This is a genomic window from Delftia sp. ASV31, assembly GCF_016428765.1.
In the GTDB taxonomy this organism is placed as follows: domain Bacteria; phylum Pseudomonadota; class Gammaproteobacteria; order Burkholderiales; family Burkholderiaceae_C; genus Comamonas; species Comamonas acidovorans.
This window is the reverse complement of the sequence record NZ_JAELTK010000008.1, coordinates 75,052-96,897: the sequence shown is the minus strand read 5'-3', so window position 1 is coordinate 96,897 and position 21,846 is coordinate 75,052. Positions and strand designations below refer to the sequence as shown.

At 69.0% G+C, this 21,846-nt stretch carries 23 protein-coding genes; 10 read left to right on the top strand and 13 right to left on the bottom strand.

What is annotated here, in order from left to right; genetic code table 11:
• Positions 1-65 precede the first annotated feature (65 nt).
• A complete protein-coding gene (locus tag JHD82_RS05065) occupies positions 66-3,008 on the bottom strand; it encodes a DUF4132 domain-containing protein (protein ID WP_199135607.1) in 2,943 nt (980 codons plus the stop codon).
• 390 nt (positions 3,009-3,398) lie between these two features.
• Here JHD82_RS05065 and JHD82_RS05060 point away from each other — a divergent pair, with 390 nt between their 5' ends.
• Positions 3,399-4,115, top strand: coding sequence for an alanyl-tRNA editing protein (locus JHD82_RS05060; protein ID WP_199135606.1), 717 nt, complete (start codon positions 3,399-3,401; stop codon positions 4,113-4,115).
• A gap of 44 nt (positions 4,116-4,159) precedes the next feature.
• Here the strand turns inward: JHD82_RS05060 and JHD82_RS05055 are convergent, their stop codons facing one another.
• A complete protein-coding gene (locus tag JHD82_RS05055; protein WP_199135605.1) occupies positions 4,160-4,450 on the bottom strand; it encodes a hypothetical protein in 291 nt (96 codons plus the stop codon).
• Positions 4,451-4,778: 328 nt separating this feature from the next.
• Here JHD82_RS05055 and azu point away from each other — a divergent pair, with 328 nt between their 5' ends.
• Positions 4,779-5,237: an azurin gene (azu, locus tag JHD82_RS05050; protein WP_012206029.1), complete on the top strand. Its 459-nt coding sequence runs from the start codon at positions 4,779-4,781 to the stop codon at positions 5,235-5,237.
• Positions 5,238-5,382: 145 nt separating this feature from the next.
• On the opposite strand, the gene JHD82_RS05045 is transcribed toward azu, so the two are convergent.
• From JHD82_RS05045 to JHD82_RS05035, 3 genes are all read right to left on the bottom strand, one after another.
• On the bottom strand, positions 5,383-5,892 hold the full coding sequence (locus tag JHD82_RS05045; protein ID WP_199135604.1) for a hypothetical protein: 510 nt from the start codon (positions 5,890-5,892) through the stop codon (positions 5,383-5,385).
• Complete coding sequence (locus JHD82_RS05040; RefSeq protein WP_065347678.1) at positions 5,879-7,216, bottom strand: hemolysin family protein; 1,338 nt, start codon at positions 7,214-7,216, stop codon at positions 5,879-5,881. The genes JHD82_RS05045 and JHD82_RS05040 overlap by 14 nt, the downstream gene beginning before the upstream one ends.
• 179 nt (positions 7,217-7,395) lie before the next feature.
• Complete coding sequence (locus tag JHD82_RS05035; RefSeq protein ID WP_199135603.1) at positions 7,396-7,758, bottom strand: hypothetical protein; 363 nt, start codon at positions 7,756-7,758, stop codon at positions 7,396-7,398.
• A 133-nt stretch (positions 7,759-7,891) separates the two neighbouring features.
• Here JHD82_RS05035 and JHD82_RS05030 point away from each other — a divergent pair, with 133 nt between their 5' ends.
• From JHD82_RS05030 to JHD82_RS05020, 3 genes are all read left to right on the top strand, one after another.
• Entirely contained in the window at positions 7,892-8,398 is a 507-nt protein-coding gene (locus JHD82_RS05030) for a hypothetical protein (RefSeq protein ID WP_012206033.1), read from the top strand.
• A gap of 227 nt (positions 8,399-8,625) precedes the next feature.
• Complete coding sequence (locus JHD82_RS05025; protein ID WP_199135602.1) at positions 8,626-9,234, top strand: cysteine hydrolase family protein; 609 nt, start codon at positions 8,626-8,628, stop codon at positions 9,232-9,234.
• Positions 9,235-9,381: 147 nt separating this feature from the next.
• Positions 9,382-10,269, top strand: coding sequence for a class I SAM-dependent methyltransferase (locus tag JHD82_RS05020; RefSeq protein WP_199135601.1), 888 nt, complete (start codon positions 9,382-9,384; stop codon positions 10,267-10,269).
• Positions 10,270-10,336: 67 nt separating this feature from the next.
• Here the strand turns inward: JHD82_RS05020 and JHD82_RS05015 are convergent, their stop codons facing one another.
• The 7 genes from JHD82_RS05015 to JHD82_RS04985 form a co-directional block, all read right to left on the bottom strand.
• On the bottom strand, positions 10,337-10,984 hold the full coding sequence (locus tag JHD82_RS05015) for a nitroreductase (protein WP_199135600.1): 648 nt from the start codon (positions 10,982-10,984) through the stop codon (positions 10,337-10,339).
• Complete coding sequence (fur, locus tag JHD82_RS05010) at positions 10,981-11,484, bottom strand: ferric iron uptake transcriptional regulator (RefSeq protein ID WP_034394641.1); 504 nt, start codon at positions 11,482-11,484, stop codon at positions 10,981-10,983. The genes JHD82_RS05015 and fur overlap by 4 nt, the downstream gene beginning before the upstream one ends.
• Positions 11,481-12,086: a DUF2325 domain-containing protein gene (locus tag JHD82_RS05005; protein ID WP_199135599.1), complete on the bottom strand. Its 606-nt coding sequence runs from the start codon at positions 12,084-12,086 to the stop codon at positions 11,481-11,483. Before JHD82_RS05005 ends, fur begins: the two co-directional genes overlap by 4 nt.
• Before the next feature lie 303 nt (positions 12,087-12,389).
• Entirely contained in the window at positions 12,390-13,421 is a 1,032-nt protein-coding gene (locus JHD82_RS05000) for a c-type cytochrome (RefSeq protein WP_199135598.1), read from the bottom strand.
• A 17-nt stretch (positions 13,422-13,438) separates the two neighbouring features.
• Complete coding sequence (locus JHD82_RS04995; protein WP_199135616.1) at positions 13,439-14,200, bottom strand: c-type cytochrome; 762 nt, start codon at positions 14,198-14,200, stop codon at positions 13,439-13,441.
• A 168-nt stretch (positions 14,201-14,368) separates the two neighbouring features.
• Complete coding sequence (locus JHD82_RS04990) at positions 14,369-15,913, bottom strand: ATP-binding protein (RefSeq protein ID WP_199135597.1); 1,545 nt, start codon at positions 15,911-15,913, stop codon at positions 14,369-14,371.
• Positions 15,910-16,572: a response regulator transcription factor gene (locus tag JHD82_RS04985; RefSeq protein ID WP_012206042.1), complete on the bottom strand. Its 663-nt coding sequence runs from the start codon at positions 16,570-16,572 to the stop codon at positions 15,910-15,912. Before JHD82_RS04985 ends, JHD82_RS04990 begins: the two co-directional genes overlap by 4 nt.
• A gap of 377 nt (positions 16,573-16,949) precedes the next feature.
• Here JHD82_RS04985 and JHD82_RS04980 point away from each other — a divergent pair, with 377 nt between their 5' ends.
• Genes JHD82_RS04980 through JHD82_RS04970 form a run of 3 tightly spaced genes read left to right on the top strand, consistent with a single transcriptional unit; the run spans position 16,950 to position 19,104 of the window.
• A complete protein-coding gene (locus JHD82_RS04980) occupies positions 16,950-17,888 on the top strand; it encodes a TlpA disulfide reductase family protein (protein WP_233174625.1) in 939 nt (312 codons plus the stop codon).
• Positions 17,885-18,691, top strand: a complete 807-nt coding sequence (dsbG, locus tag JHD82_RS04975; protein WP_199135595.1) for a thiol:disulfide interchange protein DsbG — start codon at positions 17,885-17,887, stop codon at positions 18,689-18,691. The genes JHD82_RS04980 and dsbG overlap by 4 nt, the downstream gene beginning before the upstream one ends.
• Positions 18,692-18,702: 11 nt before the next feature.
• Entirely contained in the window at positions 18,703-19,104 is a 402-nt protein-coding gene (locus JHD82_RS04970) for a hypothetical protein (protein ID WP_199135594.1), read from the top strand.
• Here the strand turns inward: JHD82_RS04970 and JHD82_RS04965 are convergent.
• Complete coding sequence (locus JHD82_RS04965) at positions 19,089-19,553, bottom strand: hypothetical protein (RefSeq protein ID WP_199135593.1); 465 nt, start codon at positions 19,551-19,553, stop codon at positions 19,089-19,091. The genes JHD82_RS04970 and JHD82_RS04965 overlap by 16 nt on opposite strands.
• A 355-nt stretch (positions 19,554-19,908) precedes the next feature.
• Between JHD82_RS04965 and dsrO the strand changes: the two genes are divergently transcribed.
• Together dsrO and nrfD are read left to right on the top strand one after the other, a co-directional pair.
• Entirely contained in the window at positions 19,909-20,754 is an 846-nt protein-coding gene (gene dsrO, locus JHD82_RS04960; RefSeq protein WP_199135592.1) for a sulfate reduction electron transfer complex DsrMKJOP subunit DsrO, read from the top strand.
• Positions 20,755-20,770: 16 nt separating this feature from the next.
• On the top strand, positions 20,771-21,814 hold the full coding sequence (nrfD, locus tag JHD82_RS04955; protein ID WP_199135591.1) for an NrfD/PsrC family molybdoenzyme membrane anchor subunit: 1,044 nt from the start codon (positions 20,771-20,773) through the stop codon (positions 21,812-21,814).
• The last annotated feature ends 32 nt before the right edge of the window (positions 21,815-21,846 follow it).

Below are 21,846 nucleotides of genomic sequence, written 5' to 3'. Positions count from 1 at the left end.
GTGGAGTCTTCGGTGATGGGCGGTCGGGCGGCCAACGTTTCAAGGGAGCAAAGGTTCACAAAGGCTCAGGCTGCCGCCTTGGCCGCCAGGGCCAGCCACTGGCCTTGCAGCGTGGCCAGCAGCGGCTTGGGCAGCCGCGCCGGGTCGGCGCTGGCCCCGTATTCCTTGCTCAGGTCGTGCACTCGCAGGCCTTCCACGGCCACGGGCAGGCCCAGGTCCAGGTAGGGCGGGAAATAGCCGTGCGACAGCTCCAGGCTCAGCTCCAGCGCGGGCAGGCGCCACACATGCTCATTGATGCTGGGGCCATCGCCCACGGGGCCGGGCCGGTAGCCGAACTTCTTGAGCAGGCCGCCAAGCTGCTCCTGCGCCAGCGTGATCGGCGTGGGCGGCAGCAGCATGCCGTTCTTGAACTGGCCTGGCGCGGGCTGCTCGGCGCAGGCGCCCAGCTGATCGACCAGGGGCTCCAGCTCATAGTCGGCCATGTAGGCCTGCCAGGCTTCGCGCTCGCCGGGCTGGGCCGTGGCCGGGTGCCAGAGGCTGATGCTGCAGCCAGCGGGCAGGGTCACGGTTTCATCCTCCACATCGACCAGCGAGAAGTCCTCGGCCAGACGGAAGCTGGTGCGCGCCAGGCCCGGCGCATCCTCTGCGCGCCAGATCAGGCTGCGCCCCACGATGCGCAGCAGCGGGTGGGCCACGAACAGCCGCTGCCAGCGATCCAGCGGCCAGCGCTTGCCGCTGACCAGGGCCGCCAGCATGCGCGGCGCCTGCTGCTTGACCACGGTCTTGAGGCTGGTGGCGAGGGTCTTGAGCTGCGCGGTGGCGGCCTCCCATTCGGGCTTGAGCGCCTCGTCCTTGACCGCAGGAATGGTCTTGCTGGCCTTGTTCTTGTCGTTGATGACGCGCAGGCTCAGATCGCCCTGCAGCTCCACGCGGTAGCTCTGCGGCCCGACCGTGACCGTCAGGCCCTGGCCCAGGCCGAAGTCCGGCGTCAGCTCGTCGAAGAGTTCGGGCACGCTCATCTTGCGGCGCGCGGCGGCAGCGCGCAGGGCGATGCGCGCCGTGCGCTGCACCTGGTCCTTGAGCGAGCGCGACTCGGAGATCTCCTGCACGCGCAGCAGAGCGTAGAGGCTGTCCACCTCGCCCAGATGCTCGACGGCGGCGGCCGCGCGCTGCAGGCGCGGGCGGTTCCAGGCCTGGACGGCGGACACCAGCGCATCGACCACGCGGTCATCGGCATGGCCGGGCAGCAGCCTGAGCGCCCAGCGCTGCTTGGGCTCGCCCTCGGAAGCAATCCATTGCTGCACCAGGGCCAGCGCCAGGCGTGCACGGTTGTCGGCCGGAATGCGCGCCAGCAGCTCGCCGGCCAGCGGCGGCAGGCCGCCTTCGGCAATGGCGGACACATGCAGCAGCACGCGGGCCGCGTGTTCGGACAGCGGCGCGCACAGCGCCAGCAGCTCGGGCGTATCGAAGGGCTTGATGGCCGCGCTCAGGCGCTTGATGGAAGCGAGCTGGGCTTCCAGCTCCACGCCGCCAGCGGCAGACGCTGGCGATGCGGCATCTGCCTGGCTTTCATCCGATACCGAGGCGCCCTGCCCTGTCAGGCCCAACTGCTGCAGCCGCTGCTGCACGCTGCTGGCCGAGGCCGCATCCAGCTTGCCGCCGGCCAGCAACTGCGCCAGCAAGGGACCGACGGCGGGGTCGGGGTGGGCCAGCAGCACGTCGCGGCAGGTCAGCAGCAGGTTCTTGGGCGGTTTGTTCAGCCAGCCGGCATCCACCAAGCTGGCCAGCGGAATATGGGCGGCCAGGCCGGCCATGGCGGCGCGCAGGCCCTTGGCGCTGCTGCCGGTGATGATGGCGGTCAGCGCAGGCAGCGCGGCCTTCAGGCTGGCGGTGTCGAGCACGGGCAGCACATTGACCAGGTCCTTGACAGGCACCTCGGCCAGATCGGCCGGGCGGCGGGTCACCAGTTCGCGGATCACGCTGCGGTAGCGGCGCAGCTCGTCCTCGCGGTCGCAGCGCTGGGCCATGGCCGGCAGCAGCAGGGGCAGCAAGGCGGCATCGTCGTGCTTCATGACATGCATGGCCAGCGCCAGGCTGACCTGGTAGCGGCCATTCTCACGCAGCTGCTTGGCAAAGGGCGCGGGATCCTCGGCCACCAGGCGGTCCAGCAATTGCAATGCGCTCGTCCGCTCGGCGCGCTGGGAGTAGGTCAATTGGCTGAGCAGCAGCGCGGCCAGTTCCTCTCGCCGGGGCGCGCCGGCACTGGCCCAGCGCTGTCCGATCAGGTCGGGATCATCTATGTAGGATTTGTCGAAGAGCTGGGGATGCTCGGCAAAGAAAGGCAGCCAGTCCTTCCAGCCCTGGCCCTTGGGCTGCCTGGGCTGGCGCTCGTTGCGGTAGTGGTCCAGCACATCGTCGAACAGCTTGCCGCCCACGGCGGCGTAGCGCTGCAGGTCGGCATCGTTCAGCTGGGCGACCAGAGGCTTCCAGGCCGCGTGGTACTCATGGTTGCGGCGGAACCCGGCCTCCTCGCGCAGCGCCAGCGCCCAGTCCAGTGTGGACGTCACCTCGTCATAGGGCATGCCGGGATAGCTGAGCCAGGGCAGCAGGCTGCCGAGCACCAAGCCTATGCCCTTGTATACAGGCAGGTCGGCGCTGCGGGCGTGGGCCAGCCATTGCTCGGCCAGCACGCGCACTTCGGCAGCCACATGGGCATTGGTCAGCGCCTCGCTGCGGCCCGACAGCACATGGCCGCGCGGCACGGTGAGCCGCGCAAAGGCCAGCCAGCGATCGCCGTCACGCGACCAGGGTGCGTCGCTGCCGCTCAGATGCCCCAGGATGTTGAGACAACGCTCCTCGCAGCCGCGCAGGAAGGTGCGTGCCTCGTCGGCCCGCCCGTCATGCAGGCGGGCATCGAGTTCGGCGGCAAAGGCCTCGTCGCTAAGGCTTTCATGCAGCCGGTCATAGAGATCGCTCAGGGAAGCCGCGTGAAGATCGGTAGTGCTCATAAAGATGAGGAGATGAACAATGTGGGCAGCCGCAAACCAGGGCCTGCCGGGATGGAGACGGGGGTGGAGCCTGCACCGGACGGAAGCAGAAGTTCTTGATCCATCCGGACAGTCCCTCGGAAAACTCACAGATTCATGCCCTGCGTATGTCGTCAGCTTTGGAAAAATCTGTAGCGCCATCCGCAACGGCCACGCCATTGTTCCCCGGCACGCACGCGGTGCGGGCGCCGATCTTGTCAGGTCGCGGGCACCGCCACTTGACAGGCTGTCAAGCAGGCGACTGCCACCGCTGCGGGCCATGGACTGTACTGGGGACTTTTCGCCCAGGCGTACTGCCCGGCCCTGCCATGCCGCCGATACCATGGACAGCGACATGACCCCAGACACCCCATGCCCCTGTCCCAGACGCACAAGCTCTTTGACGACGACGCCTACCTGGACCGCTGCGAAGCCACCGTGACGGCCGTCAGCCCCGAAGGCATCGAGCTCGATGCCACGGTCTGCTATGCCCGCAGCGGCGGCCAGGCCGGCGACACCGGCACGCTGACCCTGGCCGACGGACGCAGCCTGGCGCTGATCGACACCGTCTATGCCGATGACCGGCAGCGCATCCTGCATGTGCTGCAGACCGATGCCTCGCCCCAGGTGGGTGAACGTGTCCAGGTGGTGATTGACTGGGACAGGCGCCACCGGCTGATGCGCCTGCACACCTGCCTGCACCTGCTGGGCGTGCTGGTGCCTGTGCCCGTGACGGGCTGCAGCATCTCGCCGGACTCGGCACGCCTGGATTTCGACCTGCCTGAATCCACGCTGGACAAGGCCGACCTGACGGAGCGCCTGAACGCCCTGATCGCCGCCAGCCATGCGGTGAACGTGGACCGCATCACGCCCGAGCAACTGGCTGCACAGCCCGACCTGGTGCGCACCGCAGGCGCCGCGCCCCCAAGCGGCACCTCCACGATCCGCATCATCGACATCCCCGGCCTGGACCGCCAGCCCTGCGGCGGCACGCATGTGCGCAGCACGGCCGAGATCGGCACGGTGGCCGTCACCAAGATCGAGAAGAAAAGCCGCACCAACCGGCGCGTGGTGGTGCAGTTCGCCTGACACCCCCCCAGACCTGTTGATGCCAGACCTGTCGATGCCAGGCCTCAGGACATCCAGGATCTGGGCGCCACGGGCCCGCTCGCCTCAGGGGCCCCATCTTCTCCCTGCGCCAGCCCCTCGCCCTGGCTGCCGGACTTTCGCACCAGTTGCAGGATCTGGTCGAGCTGGTCATGCTCGACGGCGATCGAGTGCAATCTGAACAGCACGTAGGGAATGAGGACGCTGGCGCAGGCCATGGCCGCCAGCGCCGCCTGTTGATGGGAGCTGTCGACGAAGAACGCCGTCAGCAAAAAGATGGCGCCAATGACTGAGCCTATGAAAACAAGAAATCTCATACATTCCCTCTATTTACAGCAATCGTACCCAAATGTGACTGACGTGAGTAGAGGCATGCGAGCTGTGGGGTTGCCCGTCGCCAAAAGACCACGGGCGGCAAAACCGTTTTCCTGCGGCAGCGCGAATGCATGCCCTGCATGCGCGACGCCATACCGCATGCTCCAAGCGCAAGTCTTCGAACTCTTTTGACTTGATTCAAATCAACCTGCCGCCCCCGATCCTGTCTATGCTTGAGGCAGCCATACAAAGCATCCATGGCGACAGACCGCCTGCCGGTCCATGGCCCTCGGATGCCAGCCACCTCACCCGCTTTTCAAGGAGAAAACAATGGCAAAGCAATGGAAGCCCGTCCTCTTGGCCCTCGCAATGACTGCCGTCGCCGCGCCTGTGCTGGCCGCCGACTGCGCCGTCGAGATCGAAGGCAATGACGCCATGCAATTCAACAAGCCCACCATCAGCGTGCCCGCCAGCTGCAAGCAGTTCACGGTCAAGCTCAAGCATGTGGGCAAGCTGCCCAAGACGGCCATGGGCCACAACTGGGTGCTGAGCAAGACGGCCGACCTGCAGCCCGTGGCCAATGACGGCATCGCCGCTGGTGCCGCCAAGGACTTCGTGAAGGAAAAGGATGCCCGCGTGATCGCCCACACCAAGGTGATCGGCGGCGGCGAAAGCGATTCCGTGACCTTCTCCACCGCCGCCCTGAAGGCCGGCGAGGCCTACAGCTACTTTTGCTCCTTCCCCGGCCACTCCGCGCTGATGAAGGGCACGCTGACGCTGGCCAAGTAAGCCGGCGATCTGCCTTGGCTCGGGGCCTTCTGCCCCGCGTTCTACCCGGCGGCACTTCGGTGCCGCTTTTCATTTGCGGGGCCAGGCAAGCCGCGCTTGCCTGGCCCGCCGATCCCTGCCGATCCCCGCCACTCTGCGTGGCCTCTCAGTGCCTGCTGGTGGTCCTGCCGTGCGGGCGGCCCTGCATTTCCACGCAACCCTTTTGCATCAGGCGCAGCAGCAGCTGGGTCCAGCTGGCGTCGGCCCATTTGGCGCTTTCCAGCACCAGGGAGCGCGCGGCCTGCAGGCCGTCGCCGGGCTGCAGCTCCACGCGGAAACTGCCGCGTTCGCGCTGGGCCGTGACGGCCACCACGCTGCCCAGCAGCGCGATGTCATGCGAAGGCCTGGGGCCCTGCGGGCCGTCCAGGTCCACGCGCAGCACGCAGCCGGGGCGCAGTTCGTAGGTCCAGCGATGGTCGGCATGGCCGGCCGCGCCCATGGCGTTCATTTCGGCAAGCCGCTGCTCCTGGGTCATGTCGTAGGGGCTGATGATGGGCGCCTGCTGCTGCGGGTAGCCCTGCACGCCGTCCAGGCAGGCGGCCATGAAGACCACGGCCGCCGCGCATGCCAGCAGTTTCCATGCGCCGCGCGGGCCCCGGCGTTCAGCGCGCGGCATGGGCCGCACCGCCGTCTTCATCACCCGGTACCTGCAGCGACACGTCCACGCGCATGGCCAGCACCTTGTCGATGGCCTTGCCGTCCATGTCCACCACCTCGAAGCGCCAGCCTTCCCATTGCACGGTGTCGGTGACACGCGGCAGCCGGCCCGTGAGCAGCATGACCATGCCGGCCAGCGTGTGGTAGCGGCCGCGCTCTTCCTCGGGCACGGTGGCCAGTTCCAGCCGGTCCTTGAGTTCGGGCACGGGGATGTGGCCGTCCAGCAGCCAGCTGCCGTCCTCGCGCTGCAGCGCCCAGGAGTTGCGCGGGTCACGCGGCTGGAATTCGCCCGTGATGGCCTCCACCAGGTCCTGCAGGGTGACGATGCCCTGGACCTCGCCGTACTCGTCGATCACGAACGCCATGTGCACGTCGGACAGGCGAAAGCTCTCCAGCAGTTCCATGCCGGTGATGGTCTCGGGCACATAGAGCGCGGTCTGCATGGGCTGGTCGGTCAGGCCCTGCTCCTTGCCCTGCAGCGCGCGCGACAGCCACTGGCGCGCGTTGAGCACGCCGATGATGGAGTCCATGCCGCCGCGCACCACCGGAAAGCGCGCGTGGTCGGACTGCTCGATCACGCGCAGGTTGTCCTCGAACGGCGCATCGGCATCCAGGCAGACCACGTCGCTGCGCGGCACCATCAGCGAGCCGATCTGGCGGTCATCGAGGCGGAACACGTTGCGCACCATGGTGTGCTCGTGCGATTCGATGACGCCGGCCGTCGTGCCTTCGGCCAGCATGGCGTGGATCTCTTCCTCGGTGACGGCGCTGCCGCTGTTTTCCTTGACGCCCAGCAGGCGCAGCAGCGCATGGGTGGACACGGACAGCAGCACCACGAAGGGCTTGGTCAGATGGGCCAGCCAGTTGACTGGGCGTGCGATCAGGCGCGCAAAAGTCTCTGGGTAGGTCTGGCCGATGCGCTTGGGCACCAGCTCGCCGACGACGATGGAGAAATAGGTGATCAGCACCACCACCAGCGCCGTGGCCGTGTAGCCGCCATAGGGCGCGGGCACGCCCAGGCGCTGCAGCCACTCGGCCAGGGGGGCGGCCAGCGCGGCCTCGCCGACGATGCCGTTGAGCACGCCGATGGAGGTGATGCCGATCTGGATGGTGGACAGAAAGCGCGTGGGGTCGGCCCCCAGCTGCGCGGCGGCGGCGGCGCCGGCATCGCCCTCGTCAATGAGTTTTTGCAGGCGCGCCTTGCGCGCCGTCACCAGCGCGATCTCGGACATGGCGAAGACGCCATTGAGCAGGATCAGCGCAAAAAGTATGGCAATTTCCATGATGCGTGTTGTGGGAACCGGGAGCCGCAGCTGCGGCAGAAAGGGCCCATGCGGCGATGGGTCCGGGAAGAAGGAAAGCCAGGGGCCAGCCCGGCAGCCGGGCATTCAGGACAGGGCCCCGAAGCGGCAGAGGCACCGCAGGCGCAGGGCACTGCAGGTCAGAAAAACGGCAATGGGGATCAGGCTGCCCGGGGAGGCCGATCGGGCGGGGCCAGGCTGCGCCAAGGGCCTTCGCGCAGGCTGGCGGTGATGTGGCGCCCGGCCTGCAGGCGGGGTGCCGGCATGCTGTCCACGGCGTGCACGACATCGGGGAGGTCCTGCTGATCGTCCATCAGCGCGTGGTCGAAGTCATCGAGCAGGGAGACCGTGTCCACCCGCGGCGCCGCCGCGCGCTCCGGGCCGGCGCAGGCCGCGCGCGGGTGGACACCGGGCGGCTCGCATGGCTCGTCCGTCAGGGCGCGCCATGGCGCAAGCCCCAGCGTGGACAAGGCCACGCTGACGACGAAGTGCAGGGAGAAAACCGCGATAAACCATCTGGACATGGTCTTCGGATTCTATCCATGCCCGTGACCCGCAGACAGGCAGGCCGCCTGTCCACCGCTGTTCGCCGCTTCCTACAAGCGGCGCGCCGGCGCCGTGGAAACATGCGCCACGGCCCACTCTCCGCCCTCTGCCATGAAAGCCATCCATACCCTTTTCACCGTGTTGCACGCCCTCATCGCGCTGCTGTTTTCGCTGGCCGCCGTGGCCCTGCTCTGGATCGCGGGCCTGAAGGGCTGGAACGCCATGGCGCATGGCGTGGATGGCGAATCGGGCCTGCGCATTGTCGAGGCGCTGGGCATTCTGGCCTCCGGCGTGGTTGCACTGCAGATCGCCCAGACCATCACCGAAGAGGAAGTCATACGCGAGGCCCACATCAGCGGCCCCACGCGCGTGCGCCGCTTTCTCTCGCGCTTTCTGGTGGTGCTGGTCGTCGCGCTGGCCGTCGAAGCACTGGTCGCCGCCTTCAAGACGCAGGAAGAACCCGCCCACCTGCTCTACCCCGCCGCCCTGGTCAGCGCCGTGGGTGTCCTGCTGCTGGGCTGGGGCGCCTTCATCCACCTCAATCGCTCCGCCGAGGAGCTGGAGCCCGAGGCCATGGAAGAAGCCAAGGGCGAGGACCACAAGGTCAACAAGTCGTGAGGGCCAGGCCCGCGCACGCCGTGGTTGACAGGCCGCATCGCCGGCCTCAGGATGCGCGGATGGTTTTTGCCACGCACCGCCTCACGACCACCACCACGACCGCCAACGGCGGACCGTGGACGGATACCTGAGCGCCGCAAGGCAGCCACCATCCCCCAAGGCCCCGCCCACGATGGACGGGGCCTTTGCGTTTCTCCGTGCATCCAGGGCATCACCGGAGAGACTTCATGCAGATTCCCCCTTCCACCGCTTCCGCCGCTTCCGCCCCTTCCGCCGCCTCCTCCCCATCCTCGACGGCCGCACAGGACGGCCCACGGCGTGCCCTGCTCGTCATCGACATGCAGCAAGGTCTTTTCAACGGCAGCGATGCGCCGTTCGACAAGGACCGCGTACTGGCGAACACCCGACAACTGATCGCCCGCGCCCGTGAAGCCGGCGCGCCCATCTTCGCTGCGCGCCACACCGGCCCTGCAGGCTCGCCGATCGCCCCGGGCAGCCCGCTCACGCAGCTGCTGCCGCAGTTGGGCATCGATGCGCAGCGGGACCGCGTCTTCGACAAGACACGGCCCAGCTGCTTCGAGGGCACCGGCCTGGCCACCTGGCTTGCCGAAGCCGGCATTGCCGAACTGGTCATCGCCGGCATGAAGACCGAGTTCTGCGTGGACACCACCTGCCGTGCCGCAGCCGGCCTGGGCTTTCGCCCGGTGCTGGTGGCGGATGCCCATACCACCACCGATTCGCCGCTGCTGCAGGCCGAGCTCATCATCGGCCACCACAACCGCACGCTGGGCGGCGCCTTTGCGCAACTGGTGCAGACTGCGGACTGCCGGTTCTGAACGGACTTCGCGCATGATGGCCCTGGAAGCGTCGCGGGTCGTGCCGTGGCAGCCTTGCATCAAGCCAATATGAATGATTTCCGTTAACTGGTTCATGACGTGCGCAGGCCTGGCATGCTGGCCTGCAGCGCACCACAGGAGCGAGCAATGCCCGAACCTCTTGCACCGTCGGCCGGCCCGGCTTTCACCGATGCGCCGCCCTCCACGCCCCGGCAGGAAAAACTGTCCGACGTCAGCGAGACGCTGCGCATTCCGCTGACCGCCCGCGCCCTGGGCGACCGGCTGTTTCCGGGCATGGCCGTCAGTGACGCCCATGCCTTGGACACCCTGACCCAGCTGGGCGACGACGGCAGCCGCTGGCTTCAGGACAGGCAGAGCATCTACGGCGTGCTGGCGCGCACGCACTGCTTTCGCGCGCTGGCGCAGGACTTTCTCCGGCGCCAGCCGCAGGGCCATGTGGTGAACCTGGGCTGCGGCCTCAGCGACTATTTCCAATGGCTGGACAACGGAAAGATGCGCATGACGGATGCGGACCTGGGGCCGGTCGTTGCATTGCGCAGGCAGTTGCTGCCCTGGCAATCGGAGCGCCAGGAGATCCGCGAATTCGACCTGGCCGACGCCGACTGGTGGCAGCGGCTGGGACTGCCGGCCGACAGGTCAGGGCCTGCGGTGTTCATGATGGCCGAAGGCGTTTCCATGTACCTGCAAAAAGAGCAGATGCAGGCGCTGTGGACCACGTTTGCGCAATGCAGCCCGCCGGGTTCGGAACTGGTGTTCGACGCCATGTGCTGGCTGGCCGCCGGGCGCGCAAGCCAGCACCCCTCGGTCCGGCTCACCCAGGCCCAGTTCCATTGGGGCCTGCGCCGCGAGGCCGATCTGGCGCAAGCCCATCCGCGCCTGCAGCTGGTGGCCGCGCACCAGGTGATGGAAGGGTACGGCCCGCCCTACTCGCTGGTGGGGCCGGCATTCCGTTGGACCTTTGGCGTGCACTTCTATGCCATCTACCAGTTGAAGTCGGTCGAAACGGCGGCTTAGGCCGATTGCGCAGCCGCAACGAAAGATGCCCGGTCAAGCCGGGCATCCTAGTTTCTGGGAACCAGGATCAGCCTTCGTCGGCCGCGCTGGAGGACAGGGCCAGGGCCCGGCCTTGCACCAGGTCTTGCCCGGGCTGCCATTCGCGCACAAAGCGGTTGCGCGGCGGCCGCAGGGCTTCGCGGCCGGCCGAGACGGGCGTGCCCACATACAGCAGGCCGACGAGCCGGTCATGGGGCTCGAATCCCAGGGCCTCGCGCACGCGCGCATCGTGGCTGTTGGCGCCGCTGGCCCAGAAGCCGCCAAAGCCCAGGATGTGCAGGGCGTTGAGCATGTTCATGGCGGCAGCGCCACCGGCCAGCAGCTGCTCGCTTTCAGGCACCTTGTGCTCGGGCTGCAGGTGCACGCCCAGCGCGATGATCAGCGGGGCGGACAGGGCCTTGGCGCGGAATCGCTCGGCGTCGGCCTGCGGGTCGCGCGCCTTGGCGGCCTGCACGAACACCTCGCCCAGCGCATGGCGTGCATCGCCCTGCACCAGCACGAAGCGCCAGGGGCGCAGCTGGCCGTGGTCGGGGGCGCGCAAGGCCGCGTCGATGACGGTGTCGATCACGCCAGGGCCGGGCGCCGGCTCCTGCAACGGCCAGCGTGACTGGCGCGACATCAGCAGGTCCAGCGCGGCGCGCTGCTCGGGGGTCAGGGAGCTGTCGTTGGTGCTCATTCGTTGTCCTGCAGCGCAGGCTGCCTTGCCTGCACGGGCTGTGCCGGTGATTCGGGTGGCAGCTGCGAGCACGCGCCGCAATGGCCGTACAGGGCCAGGCGGTGGTCGGCCAGGCGGTAGCCGTGGGCCTGGGCCACCTGGTGCTGCAGCGCCTCGATGTGGTCGTTGCTGAATTCATCCACGCGTCCGCACTGCAGGCAGATCAGGTGGTCATGGTGCGGCCCCTCATTGAGCTCGAACACCGCCTTGCCGCTTTCAAAGGTCTGGCGCAGCAGCAGGCCTGCGGCCTCCAGCTGCGACAGCACGCGGTAGACGGTGGCCAGGCCCACCTCGGCACGCCGCTCGGCCAGCAGGCGGAACACGTCTTCGGCGTGCAGGTGACGCGACTCGCTCTGGCGAAACATCTCCAGCACCTGCATGCGCGGCAGCGTGGCCTTCAGGCCGACGCTGCGCAGTTCGGGTTCGCCGCCCGGGCTCAGGGGCATCTTGCTGCGTGTCATGCGGTGGTGTCTCCGTGTGTCAGTGTCATGGCGGGGTTGTCGCCGCCTTCGGCACCCCGGTGTATGCGGACGATGCGCAGCGCATCGGGCTGCTCCACCAGCACGCAGGTCTTGCCCGTGCGCTGGCAATGGTCCTGCACGCGCCAGTACTCGCCGTGGCTCAGGCAGCCGGTCTGGCAGATCACCAGATCGGCCTCGCGCAGGCTGGCCTCGAAGGCCTTGGCGTCCTGCTCGGGCTCCCGCGCAGGCATGGCGGGCTGCGCCACGGGCGCGGCCGTCTGGCGCTGCCAGCGTGCGCGCTCGCGCAACAGGTCCTGCACGCGCACCAGCAGCGACTCCACACGCCGTGCCAATGTGACGCGGCGCGAGAGGCCGGGAATGGCCTTCTCCAGCGCCTCGCGCTCCTCGCGCGCCCACAGCAGCTGGGTTTCCTTGGCCATCAAGGCCGCGCGCTGGCGGATCACCAGCCTTTGCAGCCTCTCTATTTCCTGGGCTTGAAGGCACAGCAGCTCGCTGCTGCGCAACTGGGCGTGGCCGTAGCCACGCAGCAGCACCTGGTGCTCATGCGCCAGTTGCTGAATGTCGTCCAAGGTCTGGGTCATGGTTTCCTCGGCAAACCTGAGCATTGCGCGGTGGTCGCGCGAAGGCCTTTGCGCATGGCCCTGTGCGGCACGGGCCTGGCTTGCCGGCAAGGCGGTGTGCTGCGATGCAAGCCGGATGCGCTGGCAAATCAGTGAGAATGATTCTTATTAAATCATGAAATGCCGGCCGTCAAACCGATGACCGTACGCCGTCTGGTGCAAAGGCCGCACCGGCGCAGATGCGCTTGCAGGGCGGCCGTCAGCGCCCTGCCATGCACGGCAACGCAGGCCTGCGCCCGGCCTGCCGTTGCCTGTCCGACCTGCTCAAAGACCCTTGAGCAGCCGGCCGTTGACCTCGGTACCGTACAGCGAGAACGGGGTGTCGTGGAACTGCTTGCGCGTGTCGGCCACGTTGCCGGTGAAGCGCGGGTCCTGGGGGCGCTCCATGCTGTTGATGTAGGTGGCCACGTCCCAGGCTTCCTGGTCGTCCAGCGTGGGGTTGCCGTAGGGCATGTTGCCCTTGATGAAGCTGGCGGCCTTGTCCACCTCATGCGTGCCCGCACCCCAGTTGTAGGACTGCTTGCCCCACAGCGGCGGGAACACGGTCACGCCGCCGGTTTCCTGGCCCTGGCCCTGCGCGCCGTGGCACAGCGCGCACTTGGCCTCGTAGACCTTGGCGCCGCGCTCGAAGCTGGGCTCCTGCGCGGCCTTGCCCACCTTGGTGAAGCCCGCGCCCGGCAGCTTCTCGCCCGTGGGCGCCTTCTGGGCCATCCAGTAGGCGTAGGCCTCCAGCGCCACGAGGATGTCGTGGCCGTCGTCGGGGGCCTTGCCGTTCATGCTGTACATGAAGCAGCCGCGCACGCGCTCGGCGAAGGTGTCCACGTGGTTGGTCTTCTTGCGGTAGGCCGGGTACAGCGGGTAGGCACCCCACATGGGTGCGGCGCCCTTGAGCCGGCCTGCGTCCAGGTGGCAGTTCACGCAGTTGAGGGTGTTGCCCGAAAAGCCCACGGCGTTGGCCGGCGTGCGCAGGAAGATGGCCTCGCCACGGCGAATCCACTCGCCCATGGGCGTGTCGGGGATGTCGCGGGCACCGGGGGGTGTGAAGGCGCCGCCGTCGGCAGCCACTTTCACGGCCTGGGAAGTGACCTGGGCATCCGCATTTGCATCGGCCCTGGCTGCGGTGGCAACCGCAGCGGGGACCGCGCCCACGCGGGCCGGCGCAGGTGGCATGTCTGGCTGGCTGATGTACATGCCATAGGCGAGCGCGCCCGCCAGGCCGGCGAACAGGCAGGCGACGACGACGTACTCGGCGGTATTGGAGTTTTGAGAGGCGCGGGTGGGTTGTGTGTCGGACATGTTCGGCTCCCGGTCCATCAGGGTTTGGCTGGCGCGGAGGCCGTGGCTGCGGTGCTGGGGCTGGGGCTGGCGCCATGCAGGCGGGCGTAGTAGGCCGCCACGGCCTGGATGTCCGCGGGCGTGAGCTTTTGCGCGACCTTGCCCATGAGGCCCAGCGGGCCGGCCTCGCGCTGGCCCTTGTTCCAGGCGGCGACCTGGCTTTGCATGTAGTCGGCCGTCAGGTGGCCGATGGCCGGGAAATCTGCGCCCACGCCCACGCCGCCCGGGCCGTGGCATTGGGCACAGGCGGGAATGCCGTCCGCCCAGCGTCCGCGCTCGACCAGCCAGGCGCCGTCATCATCCTTGCCCTTGGGCAGCGGACCGCGCACGGGCTGGATGGGCAGCGGCAGGCTGGCGTAGTAGGCCGAGACGTCGGCACGGTCCTGGGCCGACAGGGCCTTGGCCATGGGCGCCATCACGGGCGCCTGCCGGCTGCCGTCGGCCAGGTGCTGCAGCTGGCGCGCCAGATAGCCGGCGTGCTGGCCGGCCAGGGCCGGAAAGCCCGCCATGCCCTCACCCTTGGCGCCGTGGCAGGTGGCACAGGCCGCCGCGCCCTGGGGCGTGCCCGCCTGGGCGATTTTCTGGCCGGCTGCTGCACTGCCTTGCACCGCAGCTGTGGGCGCTGCTGCGGGCGCTGGTGCCTTGGGCGCGGCGTCTTGCGCCCAGGCGCTGCCCATCAGCATGCAGATGCCGATGGCGATGCACGACCGGGACAGGGTCTGTTTGTTCATGCGGATCATCGTGGGAAGAGGCATTTGCCCTGCCATGCGTCCGCGCCACGCACCCAGGAGCGCACAGCTGCGGCGGACAGGGTCGAATAGGGATACCGGCCGCCGCCCCGCAAGGCGCAATGCCCGCAGGGCTGGCCAGCCAGGCCCGCACGATACGGAGCCGAGATTAAGCCGGCGTTAATGGGCCGGCGCTAATGGGCCGGCGGCCGGGACCTGCGGGCCCGGGCCGTCCGCCAGCGGCAGGTACAGGCGCGCGACCAGGCCGCTGGCCTGACCTTCCTCGGGCCGCCACAGGCTGCGCGGCTGCAGCAGCAGGCAGCCGCCTGCGCATTCGGCGATGCGCTGCACGATGGGCAGTCCCAGGCCGCTGCCATGCTCCTGGGGACGCTTGCGCCAAAAGCGCCGCGTGGCCTCTTCGCATTCCTCGGCGCTGAGCCCCGGGCCGTGGTCGGCCACGGTGAACTCCACATAGCCTGGGCCCGGCTGCTGCGTCTTGCCCGGCATGGCGCCAATGGGGCGCACGGCCAGTTCCACGGGATGCTGCGGCGCATGGCGCAGGGCGTTTTCCAGCAGATTGCGCAGGGCCGAGACCAGCAGGGGCTCGGAGATGGCCAGCGGCCAGTCCTGCACGGGCTGGCCGTTGTCCAACCATGTGCGCAGCGCGGGCGCTGGGGTCTGGGCGCTCACGGCATTCACAGCCAGTTGCCAGGCCTTGTCCAGCGCCTGCAGCGCATCGGCAGGCGCATCGCCGCAGGCCAGCACGGAGGCAGCGCCAGGTTCATGCTGCTCCAGCCGCGCCAGCAGCAGCAATTGCTCCAGCGTGTGCTGCAGGTGCTCCACGCCCTCGCCCGCCTGGGCCAGCGAATCGCGGGCCATGGAGCCGGGCGGCGCGGCCAGAAGGCCGGCAGGCATGCCGGGCGCCGCCAGCGCCATCTGCGCCACCTGTACATGGGTCTTGATGGCGGTCAGCGGCGTGCGCAGCTCATGGGCGGCGTCGTCGCTCCAGCGGCGCTCGCGGTCGATGGCGGCGCGCACGCGGTGCAGCAGCTGGTTGAGCGTGCCCACCAGCGGCGCCAGCTCGCGCGTCTGCAGGCCCTGGGCCACGGGCGAGTCGTCGCCGGGCGGGCGGCGCGCCAGCTCGCGCCGCAGGGCCTCCAGCGGCCTGAGGCCCTGGGTCACGGCCCACCACATCAGCCCCATGCTGGCCAGCAGCGCCAGCACGAAGGGCAGGACGATGGTGTAGGCAAAGCCGTGGATCAGGCCCTCGCGCACATCGATGCGGTCGGCCGTGGCGATGCGCACGCCGTGGTCCTCCAGCACATAGGTGCGCCAGGGCTTGCCCCCCTTGATGATGGTCGAGAAGCCCAGCGGCATGCTCTGCGGGAACACGGGACTGCCCTCGGTCTTGGCCAGCACCTGCGGCAGGGCCGATTCGGGCCGCACGGGCTGGACCTCGCCGCGCACCAGGCTGACCTCGCAGGCCACGCCGTCGCGCGCGATCACGTTGAGCATGGGGCTCCAGTCCTGCGGCAGCTCCCGGGCAGGCCGGAACTGGTGGACGATGCCTGCCACCATGCGCGCCGAGGCGATCAGCCGGTCATCCAGCACGGTGCGCAGTTCGTTGCGCATGTCCGAGAACATCCAGGCCGCCACACCGCCCCACAGCGTGCACAGCGCCAGGCACAGACATGCCAGCAGGCGCACGCGCAGGCTGCGCATCATGGGTGCAGGCCCAGGCGATAGCCCTCACCGCGCACCGTCTCCACCAGCTCATGGCCCAGCTTGCGGCGCAGGTGGTGCACATGCACGTTGACGGCATTGCTCTCCACGTCCTGGCTGTAGCCGTAGAGGCTGTCGCGCAGTTGCTCGGTGCTCAGGATGCGGCCCGGCGACTGCAGCAGCGCGCGCAGCAGCGACCACTCGCGGCGCGACAGCTCCACCGTGCGGCCCTGGCGCTGGATGTGGCCTGCAGCGGGGTTGATGCGCACCTCGCCCAGCTCGATCCAGTCCACGCTGCGGCCGGCCGCGCGGCGCAGCAGCGCATGCAGGCGCGCCGCCAGTTCGTGCAGGTCAAAGGGCTTGACCAGGTAATCGTCGGCGCCGGTCTGCAGGCCTTCGATGCGCTGTGACACGGCGTCGCGCGCCGTCAGCACCAGCACGGGCACCTGCAGGCCCTGGCCGCGCCAGCGCGCCAGCAGCGAGAGGCCATCCTCGTCCGGCAGGCCCAGGTCCAGCACGCAGGCATCGAAATGCGAGGAGCGGATGGCCGCATCCGCCTGCCCGGCCGAGGCCACGGTATCCACGCCAAAGCCCTGCAGCTGCAGGCCGGCTCGCACGCCGCTGGCCACCAGCGCGTTGTCTTCCACCAAGAGAACATGCATATTGTTGTCCGCAGGGCCTGGAGCCAGGCCCCGCCGTCTGTATCCAAGTCGGGAACGAAAAGCGACTGAGCATCGCAGATTTGTAGCGAGGTGTGCGCCAGCATGCCGAATCTCGCAGGCACGCGTACAAGAATGCGGCCCGATGATTGCAGCCTTGCCGGCAACCTCCGGGCAGGCGCCATCGTGGCAGCCCGCACTGTGCCGGGTCTGATGGCGCAAGGGCCGTTGCCCACCCGTTACCCACCCGTTAACCCCCCGTTAATTCCCCGCTGCCAGCATCCACGGCCTGTCAGCCCGCATCGCTGAAACTCCCTTCCATGCATCTCCGGTCATCCCCTCTTCTTTCGTCCTTCCTGCCCTTGCTTGCTGGCCTGCTGATGGCGCCTTGGCCTGCCCTTGCTGGACCGGCCGAGCCTGGCGGGCCGTCAGCGCTACCGGCGCTGGGCGCCAAGCTGCACCTGCCCGCCAGCTTGGCGCTGGGGCCGCTGGTCCTGCCGATGGGCGTGGTGGTGGCCATGCTGGCTTGGCTGCTGGCGCAGTGGCTGGCGCGCAGGAATGAAAGGCGCACGGGCCAGGCCGTGGATGCGCTGCTGTGGCAAAGCACCCTGGCCGGCCTGCTGGCGGCGCGCCTGGCCTATGTCGCGCAGTGGTGGACCGAGTTCGCGCCGGCTCCGTGGGATTGGAGCGGGATGCCGGCCCTCGCAGGCCGCATCATCGATATCCGCGACGGGGGATGGAACCTGTGGGCCGGCCTGCTGGCCGCGCTGCTGTACATGCTGTGGCGCAGTCGCCGCTCCCCGGTGCTGCGCCGCGCCACAGGGCTGGCGCTGGGCGCGGGGGCGGCCCTGCTGGTGCTGGGCAGCCTGCTGCAGGCACTGCCCTCCGCAGATGCACCGGCCCTGCCGGCCTTCACCCTGGTCAACGGACAGGCGCAGCCGGTCTCGCTGCAGCAGTTGCAGCAGGCCGACGGCAAGCCCATGGTGATCAACCTCTGGGCCACCTGGTGCCCGCCCTGCCGGCGCGAGATGCCGGTGCTGGCCCAGGCCCAGCAGCAGCGGCCCGATGTGCGTTTCATCTGGATCAACCAGGGCGAGCCTGCCGAGACCGTGATGGGCTATTTGCAGCGCGAGCAGGCGACGGCCCCGCTGCCGCTGGCCCAGGTGCTGTTCGACCCGCAGCAGCAGGCCGGCCGGCACTGGCGCCAGCAGGGCCTGCCTTCCACCTATTTCTATGGCGCCGACGGCCGGCTGTGCGGCATGCGCATGGGCGAGCTGTCGCGCGCCAGCCTGGCCCAGCATCTGAAGGAATGTTCATGAGCGCTTCCCCCCTGTTTCCCCTGCCTGCACTGGCAGGAGCCCTGGCCCTGTCGGCAGCCTTGGCCCTGCCGGCCGCGGCGTCCGAGCTGCCATCGGAGGAGTTTCTGGCCCAGCAGGGACTGACCCTGGTGGGCCCGCTGCCGGCTGTGGGCGGACTCAAGGCCTGGGCCGCCTACCGCGACCGCCAGCCCGTGCCCATCTACCGCATGCCTGACGGCAAGCACTGGGTGCTGGGCACGGTGATCGACGCCCAGGGCCGCGACGTGAACGCCCAGGCCCTGCAGGCCGCCGTGCAAAAGCCCATGGGCGAGCAACTGTGGGGCGATGTGCAGCGCGCCCAGTCCATACCGGATGGCCGCGCCGACGCGCCGCGCACGGTCTATGTGTTCACCGACCCCAACTGCCCCTATTGCAACCAGCTGTGGAACGATGCCCGGCCCTGGGTGGAGAGCGGCCAGGTGCAGTTGCGCCACATTCTGGTGGGCATCCTCAAGCCCAGCAGCGAGGGCAAGGCCGCCGCCTTGCTGACCGCGCGCCAGCCCGAGCAGGCCCTGGCCGAGCACGCACGCGCCTATGCCAAGGCCGGCCGCGCCAGCGCAGAGGGCGCGGGCGCCACGCCGCTGGCCCCGGTGCCGCAGGCCACGCGGCAGGTGCTGGCCAACCATGCCTCGCTGATGTCCACCTGGGGGCTGCGTGCCACGCCGGCCCTGGTCTGGAAGGATGACAAGGGGCTGGTGCAGGTACGCACCGGCCTGCCGCCGGGCCTGCTGGAAGAGGTCATGGGGCCGCGTGGCAGGAAATGACGAGGACGACCATGAGCACAAGCCGTTCTCCCGCCGCTTCCATCTCCTCCAGCGACTGGAGCGACCTGTTCCCCGCCCGGCCGGATGCGCCGCCGCTGCGCATCGTGCTGCATGCGCCCACACCCGGCGCCCTGGCCCGTGCACGCAGCAATCTGGCCAACCTGCGCCAGGACCGGCCCGGTGCCGAGGTCCGCATCGTCATCAACGGCCCGGCCGTCGAGGCGCTGCTGGACGCCGCGCCGGGCACGCCGCAGCATCTGGATGCTGCCGCCCTGGCCCATGCGCTGGTCTGCCCGAACACGCTCAGGAAGCTGGGCCGCGAGGCGCCTGCCGGCATGCGCGTGCTGCCGCAGGGCGGCATCGAGTCACTGGCCCTGCTGCAGCAGTCGGTCTGGTGCTACGTGCGCTGCTGAGCGGCCTGCGCCAGCGAGGCCAGGCAGCGCGCCTGCCATTGGTATTCAGGCTCGAACGATCCGCGGTCCGTGACGGCGCCGTGGCCGCCCTCGCCATAGACCATGGCGTAGGCCGCATAGTCGGCCGCCTGCAGCGCCCGGCCCGCCAGCCCATGGGCCGTGGCATAGGTGGCGGACACGGCGGCATGGCCGCAGCCGTCGAGGGAGCGCGATCCCTGGTGGTGGTTGGCCAGGCTGGCCGCCTCGCGGGCCAGGCGGTCCAGTTCCTGCCGGTCGATCTGGCCGTCCAGGTAGCGTCGAAGGCCTTGTGCGCAGCGGATGACGTCCGGGTCTTCCAGCAGGTGCGCGATGCGGTCCACGCAAGCCTGTGTGAATTGCAGCCTCAGGTGCTCGCCGGCTTCGGCGGCAAGGTCCAGTTCCGAAGCAAGGCTGTTCAGGGCATGGTTCATGGAGAACTCCTTGGCAGTGGCGACACAAGCAGCGTAGACCGGGGCCGCGCAAGGAAACAAGAGGGTGATTTCCGATACGCGCCCCGCATTCCCGAGGAATGCAGTCACCCTGTTAACCCCGTCTTAATCCCTGCGCCACACGCTATGGACTGCCTTGGGCGCCTGTCCATGGCAGGCAGTCGGTGGCACTTTGCAAGCACTCGGCAGCCACTTGAAAAGCCCATTGCTTGACTCACATCAAGCCGCCAAGGCCCTGAATTTCATATATTAAATTCAATATAAAAAGCATATTTTTAATGCTTTATTGAGTTTGAGCGACCACCCTCCGTGGCCGCAGGACGATGAAAGACAGGCCATGCCAAAAACATCCCGCGCCGGCAGCGGCTGCAACGACTGCAGCTGCCAGCCCTCCTCCCAGGACATCCCCGCCCGCACCGCCGCCCATGCGCAGCCCGCCGCAGGCAAGCGCGGCTTCCTGCAGGATCTGCTGGCCGCTGCCATGGCGGCCGTGGCCCTGCCCGTGGCGGCGGCCGCGCCCGGCACCCCGGGTTTCCAGCCGCCGCGCCGCCCCGGCGAGGCCGGCAGGCGCTACGGCATGCTGGTGGATCTGCGCCGCTGCATAGGCTGCCAGGCCTGCACGGTGAGCTGCTCCATGGAGAACCTGCCGCCGCTGGGCCAGTTCCGCACCACGGTGCTGCAGTACGAGGTGCAGCACGCGGGCAACGAGGACCTGCCGCCGGCCATGCTCAACCTGCCGCGCCTGTGCAACCACTGCGACAACCCGCCCTGCGTGCCGGTCTGCCCGGTGCAGGCCACCTTCCAGCGCAGCGACGGCATCGTGCTGGTGGACAACGAGCGCTGCGTGGGCTGCGGCTACTGCGTGCAGGCCTGCCCCTATGACGCACGCTTCATCAACCACGAGACGCAGACCGCCGACAAGTGCACCTTCTGCGAGCACCGGCTGGAGGCCGGACTGCTGCCGGCCTGCGTGGAAAGCTGCGTGGGCGGCGCCCGCGTGATCGGCGACCTCAACGACGAGGGCAGCGAGATCCGCCAGCGCATGCGCGAGCACGCCAAGGACCTCAAGGTGCTCAAGCCCGCCATGGGCACGGACCCGCATGTGTACTACCTGGGATTGCCCGACGCCTTCGTCGACGGCGTTGACGGGCAGGCCAGCGTGCGGCTGGTCACTTCCCACTGAACGCAAGGAGCACCCCATGCACATCGTCGAACTCCTGACCCCCGCCTACGAATCGGCCTGGCTGCCCTGGGCCGTGCAGTACTTCTTCCTGGCCGGCATTGCCACGGGCGCCGCCCTGCTGGCCGCCGCCTGCGCCTGGGCACCGCGCGGCAGCGCCATGGCGCGCCTGCTGCCGGCCGCCGTGCTGGTGCTGGCCGTCAGCGCCATCGCCGCGCCCGTGTCGCTGCTGGCCGACCTGCACCAGCCTGCGCGCTTCTGGCATTTCTATGCGCACTTCACGCCGTGGTCGTGGATGTCGGTGGGCGCCCTGCTGCTGCCGGTCTTCGTGGGGCTGGCGCTGGCTTTCGTGCTGGCCTGGTGGCTGGGCCGGCCGCAGTGGCTGCGCTGGCTGGCGCCGCTGCTGGCCGTGTCGGCGCTGACCATCACCGCCTATACCGGCGCCGAGCTGATGGCCGTGCGCTCGCGCCCGCTGTGGAACACGCTGTGGGTGCCGCTGAACCTGGCACTCACGGGCTGGCTGGCCACGGTGGGCTGCATGCTGGCGACGGCGCGCTTTCTGCCCGCCCGCCACCGCCCCGATGCCGGCGCCCTGCAGGCCCTGCGCGTGCTGGGCCTGGCGCTGGCGCTGTGCCTGCTGGCCATGGTGGCGGTCTGGGCCGTTGCAGGCTGGCTGGGCCAGGGCCGCTCCTTCCAGGCGGCGCTGCAGCTGTGGCAGCAGTTTCCGGTCTGGCGCCTGAGCATGCTGGGCTCGGCCGTGGCCGGTGCCGCCTTGCTGTGGGCCCTGGTGCGGGGTGGGCAGCGCATGGCCTGCCCGCGCTACACGCTGGCCCTGGGGCTGGGCCTGGCCGCCGCGGCCTGGGCCTTCCGCTGGGCGCTGTTCATGGGCGTGCAAGGCGTGCCCAAGTATGGCGCGGGCCTGTACATCTACCACATGCCGCTGGGCGGCGACGGCCTGCTGGGCATGCTGGGAGTGGCCGGCCTGTGCATTGCACTGGTGACGCTGGCCACCTGGGCGCTGGAACTGTTTCCCGCGCGTTCGGCCACGGCCCGCGCCCTCTGACACCGCCGCCCTGACGACCTCTCACCCATTCA

Excerpts from the sequence above, each read along its gene's own strand:
- JHD82_RS05065 (WP_199135607.1), bottom strand. The coding sequence starts at position 3,008 with ATGAGCACTACCGATCTTCACGCGGCTTCCCTGAGCGATCTCTATGAC.
- JHD82_RS05060 (WP_199135606.1), top strand. The coding sequence starts at position 3,399 with ATGCCCCTGTCCCAGACGCACAAGCTCTTTGACGACGACGCCTACCTG.
- JHD82_RS05055 (WP_199135605.1), bottom strand. The coding sequence starts at position 4,450 with ATGAGATTTCTTGTTTTCATAGGCTCAGTCATTGGCGCCATCTTTTTG.
- azu (WP_012206029.1), top strand. The coding sequence starts at position 4,779 with ATGGCAAAGCAATGGAAGCCCGTCCTCTTGGCCCTCGCAATGACTGCC.
- JHD82_RS05045 (WP_199135604.1), bottom strand. The coding sequence starts at position 5,892 with ATGCCGCGCGCTGAACGCCGGGGCCCGCGCGGCGCATGGAAACTGCTG.
- JHD82_RS05040 (WP_065347678.1), bottom strand. The coding sequence starts at position 7,216 with ATGGAAATTGCCATACTTTTTGCGCTGATCCTGCTCAATGGCGTCTTC.
- JHD82_RS05035 (WP_199135603.1), bottom strand. The coding sequence starts at position 7,758 with ATGTCCAGATGGTTTATCGCGGTTTTCTCCCTGCACTTCGTCGTCAGC.
- JHD82_RS05030 (WP_012206033.1), top strand. The coding sequence starts at position 7,892 with ATGAAAGCCATCCATACCCTTTTCACCGTGTTGCACGCCCTCATCGCG.
- JHD82_RS05025 (WP_199135602.1), top strand. The coding sequence starts at position 8,626 with ATGCAGATTCCCCCTTCCACCGCTTCCGCCGCTTCCGCCCCTTCCGCC.
- JHD82_RS05020 (WP_199135601.1), top strand. The coding sequence starts at position 9,382 with ATGCCCGAACCTCTTGCACCGTCGGCCGGCCCGGCTTTCACCGATGCG.
- JHD82_RS05015 (WP_199135600.1), bottom strand. The coding sequence starts at position 10,984 with ATGAGCACCAACGACAGCTCCCTGACCCCCGAGCAGCGCGCCGCGCTG.
- fur (WP_034394641.1), bottom strand. The coding sequence starts at position 11,484 with ATGACACGCAGCAAGATGCCCCTGAGCCCGGGCGGCGAACCCGAACTG.
- JHD82_RS05005 (WP_199135599.1), bottom strand. The coding sequence starts at position 12,086 with ATGACCCAGACCTTGGACGACATTCAGCAACTGGCGCATGAGCACCAG.
- JHD82_RS05000 (WP_199135598.1), bottom strand. The coding sequence starts at position 13,421 with ATGTCCGACACACAACCCACCCGCGCCTCTCAAAACTCCAATACCGCC.
- JHD82_RS04995 (WP_199135616.1), bottom strand. The coding sequence starts at position 14,200 with ATGATCCGCATGAACAAACAGACCCTGTCCCGGTCGTGCATCGCCATC.
- JHD82_RS04990 (WP_199135597.1), bottom strand. The coding sequence starts at position 15,913 with ATGATGCGCAGCCTGCGCGTGCGCCTGCTGGCATGTCTGTGCCTGGCG.
- JHD82_RS04985 (WP_012206042.1), bottom strand. The coding sequence starts at position 16,572 with ATGCATGTTCTCTTGGTGGAAGACAACGCGCTGGTGGCCAGCGGCGTG.
- JHD82_RS04980 (WP_233174625.1), top strand. The coding sequence starts at position 16,950 with ATGGCGCCTTGGCCTGCCCTTGCTGGACCGGCCGAGCCTGGCGGGCCG.
- dsbG (WP_199135595.1), top strand. The coding sequence starts at position 17,885 with ATGAGCGCTTCCCCCCTGTTTCCCCTGCCTGCACTGGCAGGAGCCCTG.
- JHD82_RS04970 (WP_199135594.1), top strand. The coding sequence starts at position 18,703 with ATGAGCACAAGCCGTTCTCCCGCCGCTTCCATCTCCTCCAGCGACTGG.
- JHD82_RS04965 (WP_199135593.1), bottom strand. The coding sequence starts at position 19,553 with ATGAACCATGCCCTGAACAGCCTTGCTTCGGAACTGGACCTTGCCGCC.
- dsrO (WP_199135592.1), top strand. The coding sequence starts at position 19,909 with ATGCCAAAAACATCCCGCGCCGGCAGCGGCTGCAACGACTGCAGCTGC.
- nrfD (WP_199135591.1), top strand. The coding sequence starts at position 20,771 with ATGCACATCGTCGAACTCCTGACCCCCGCCTACGAATCGGCCTGGCTG.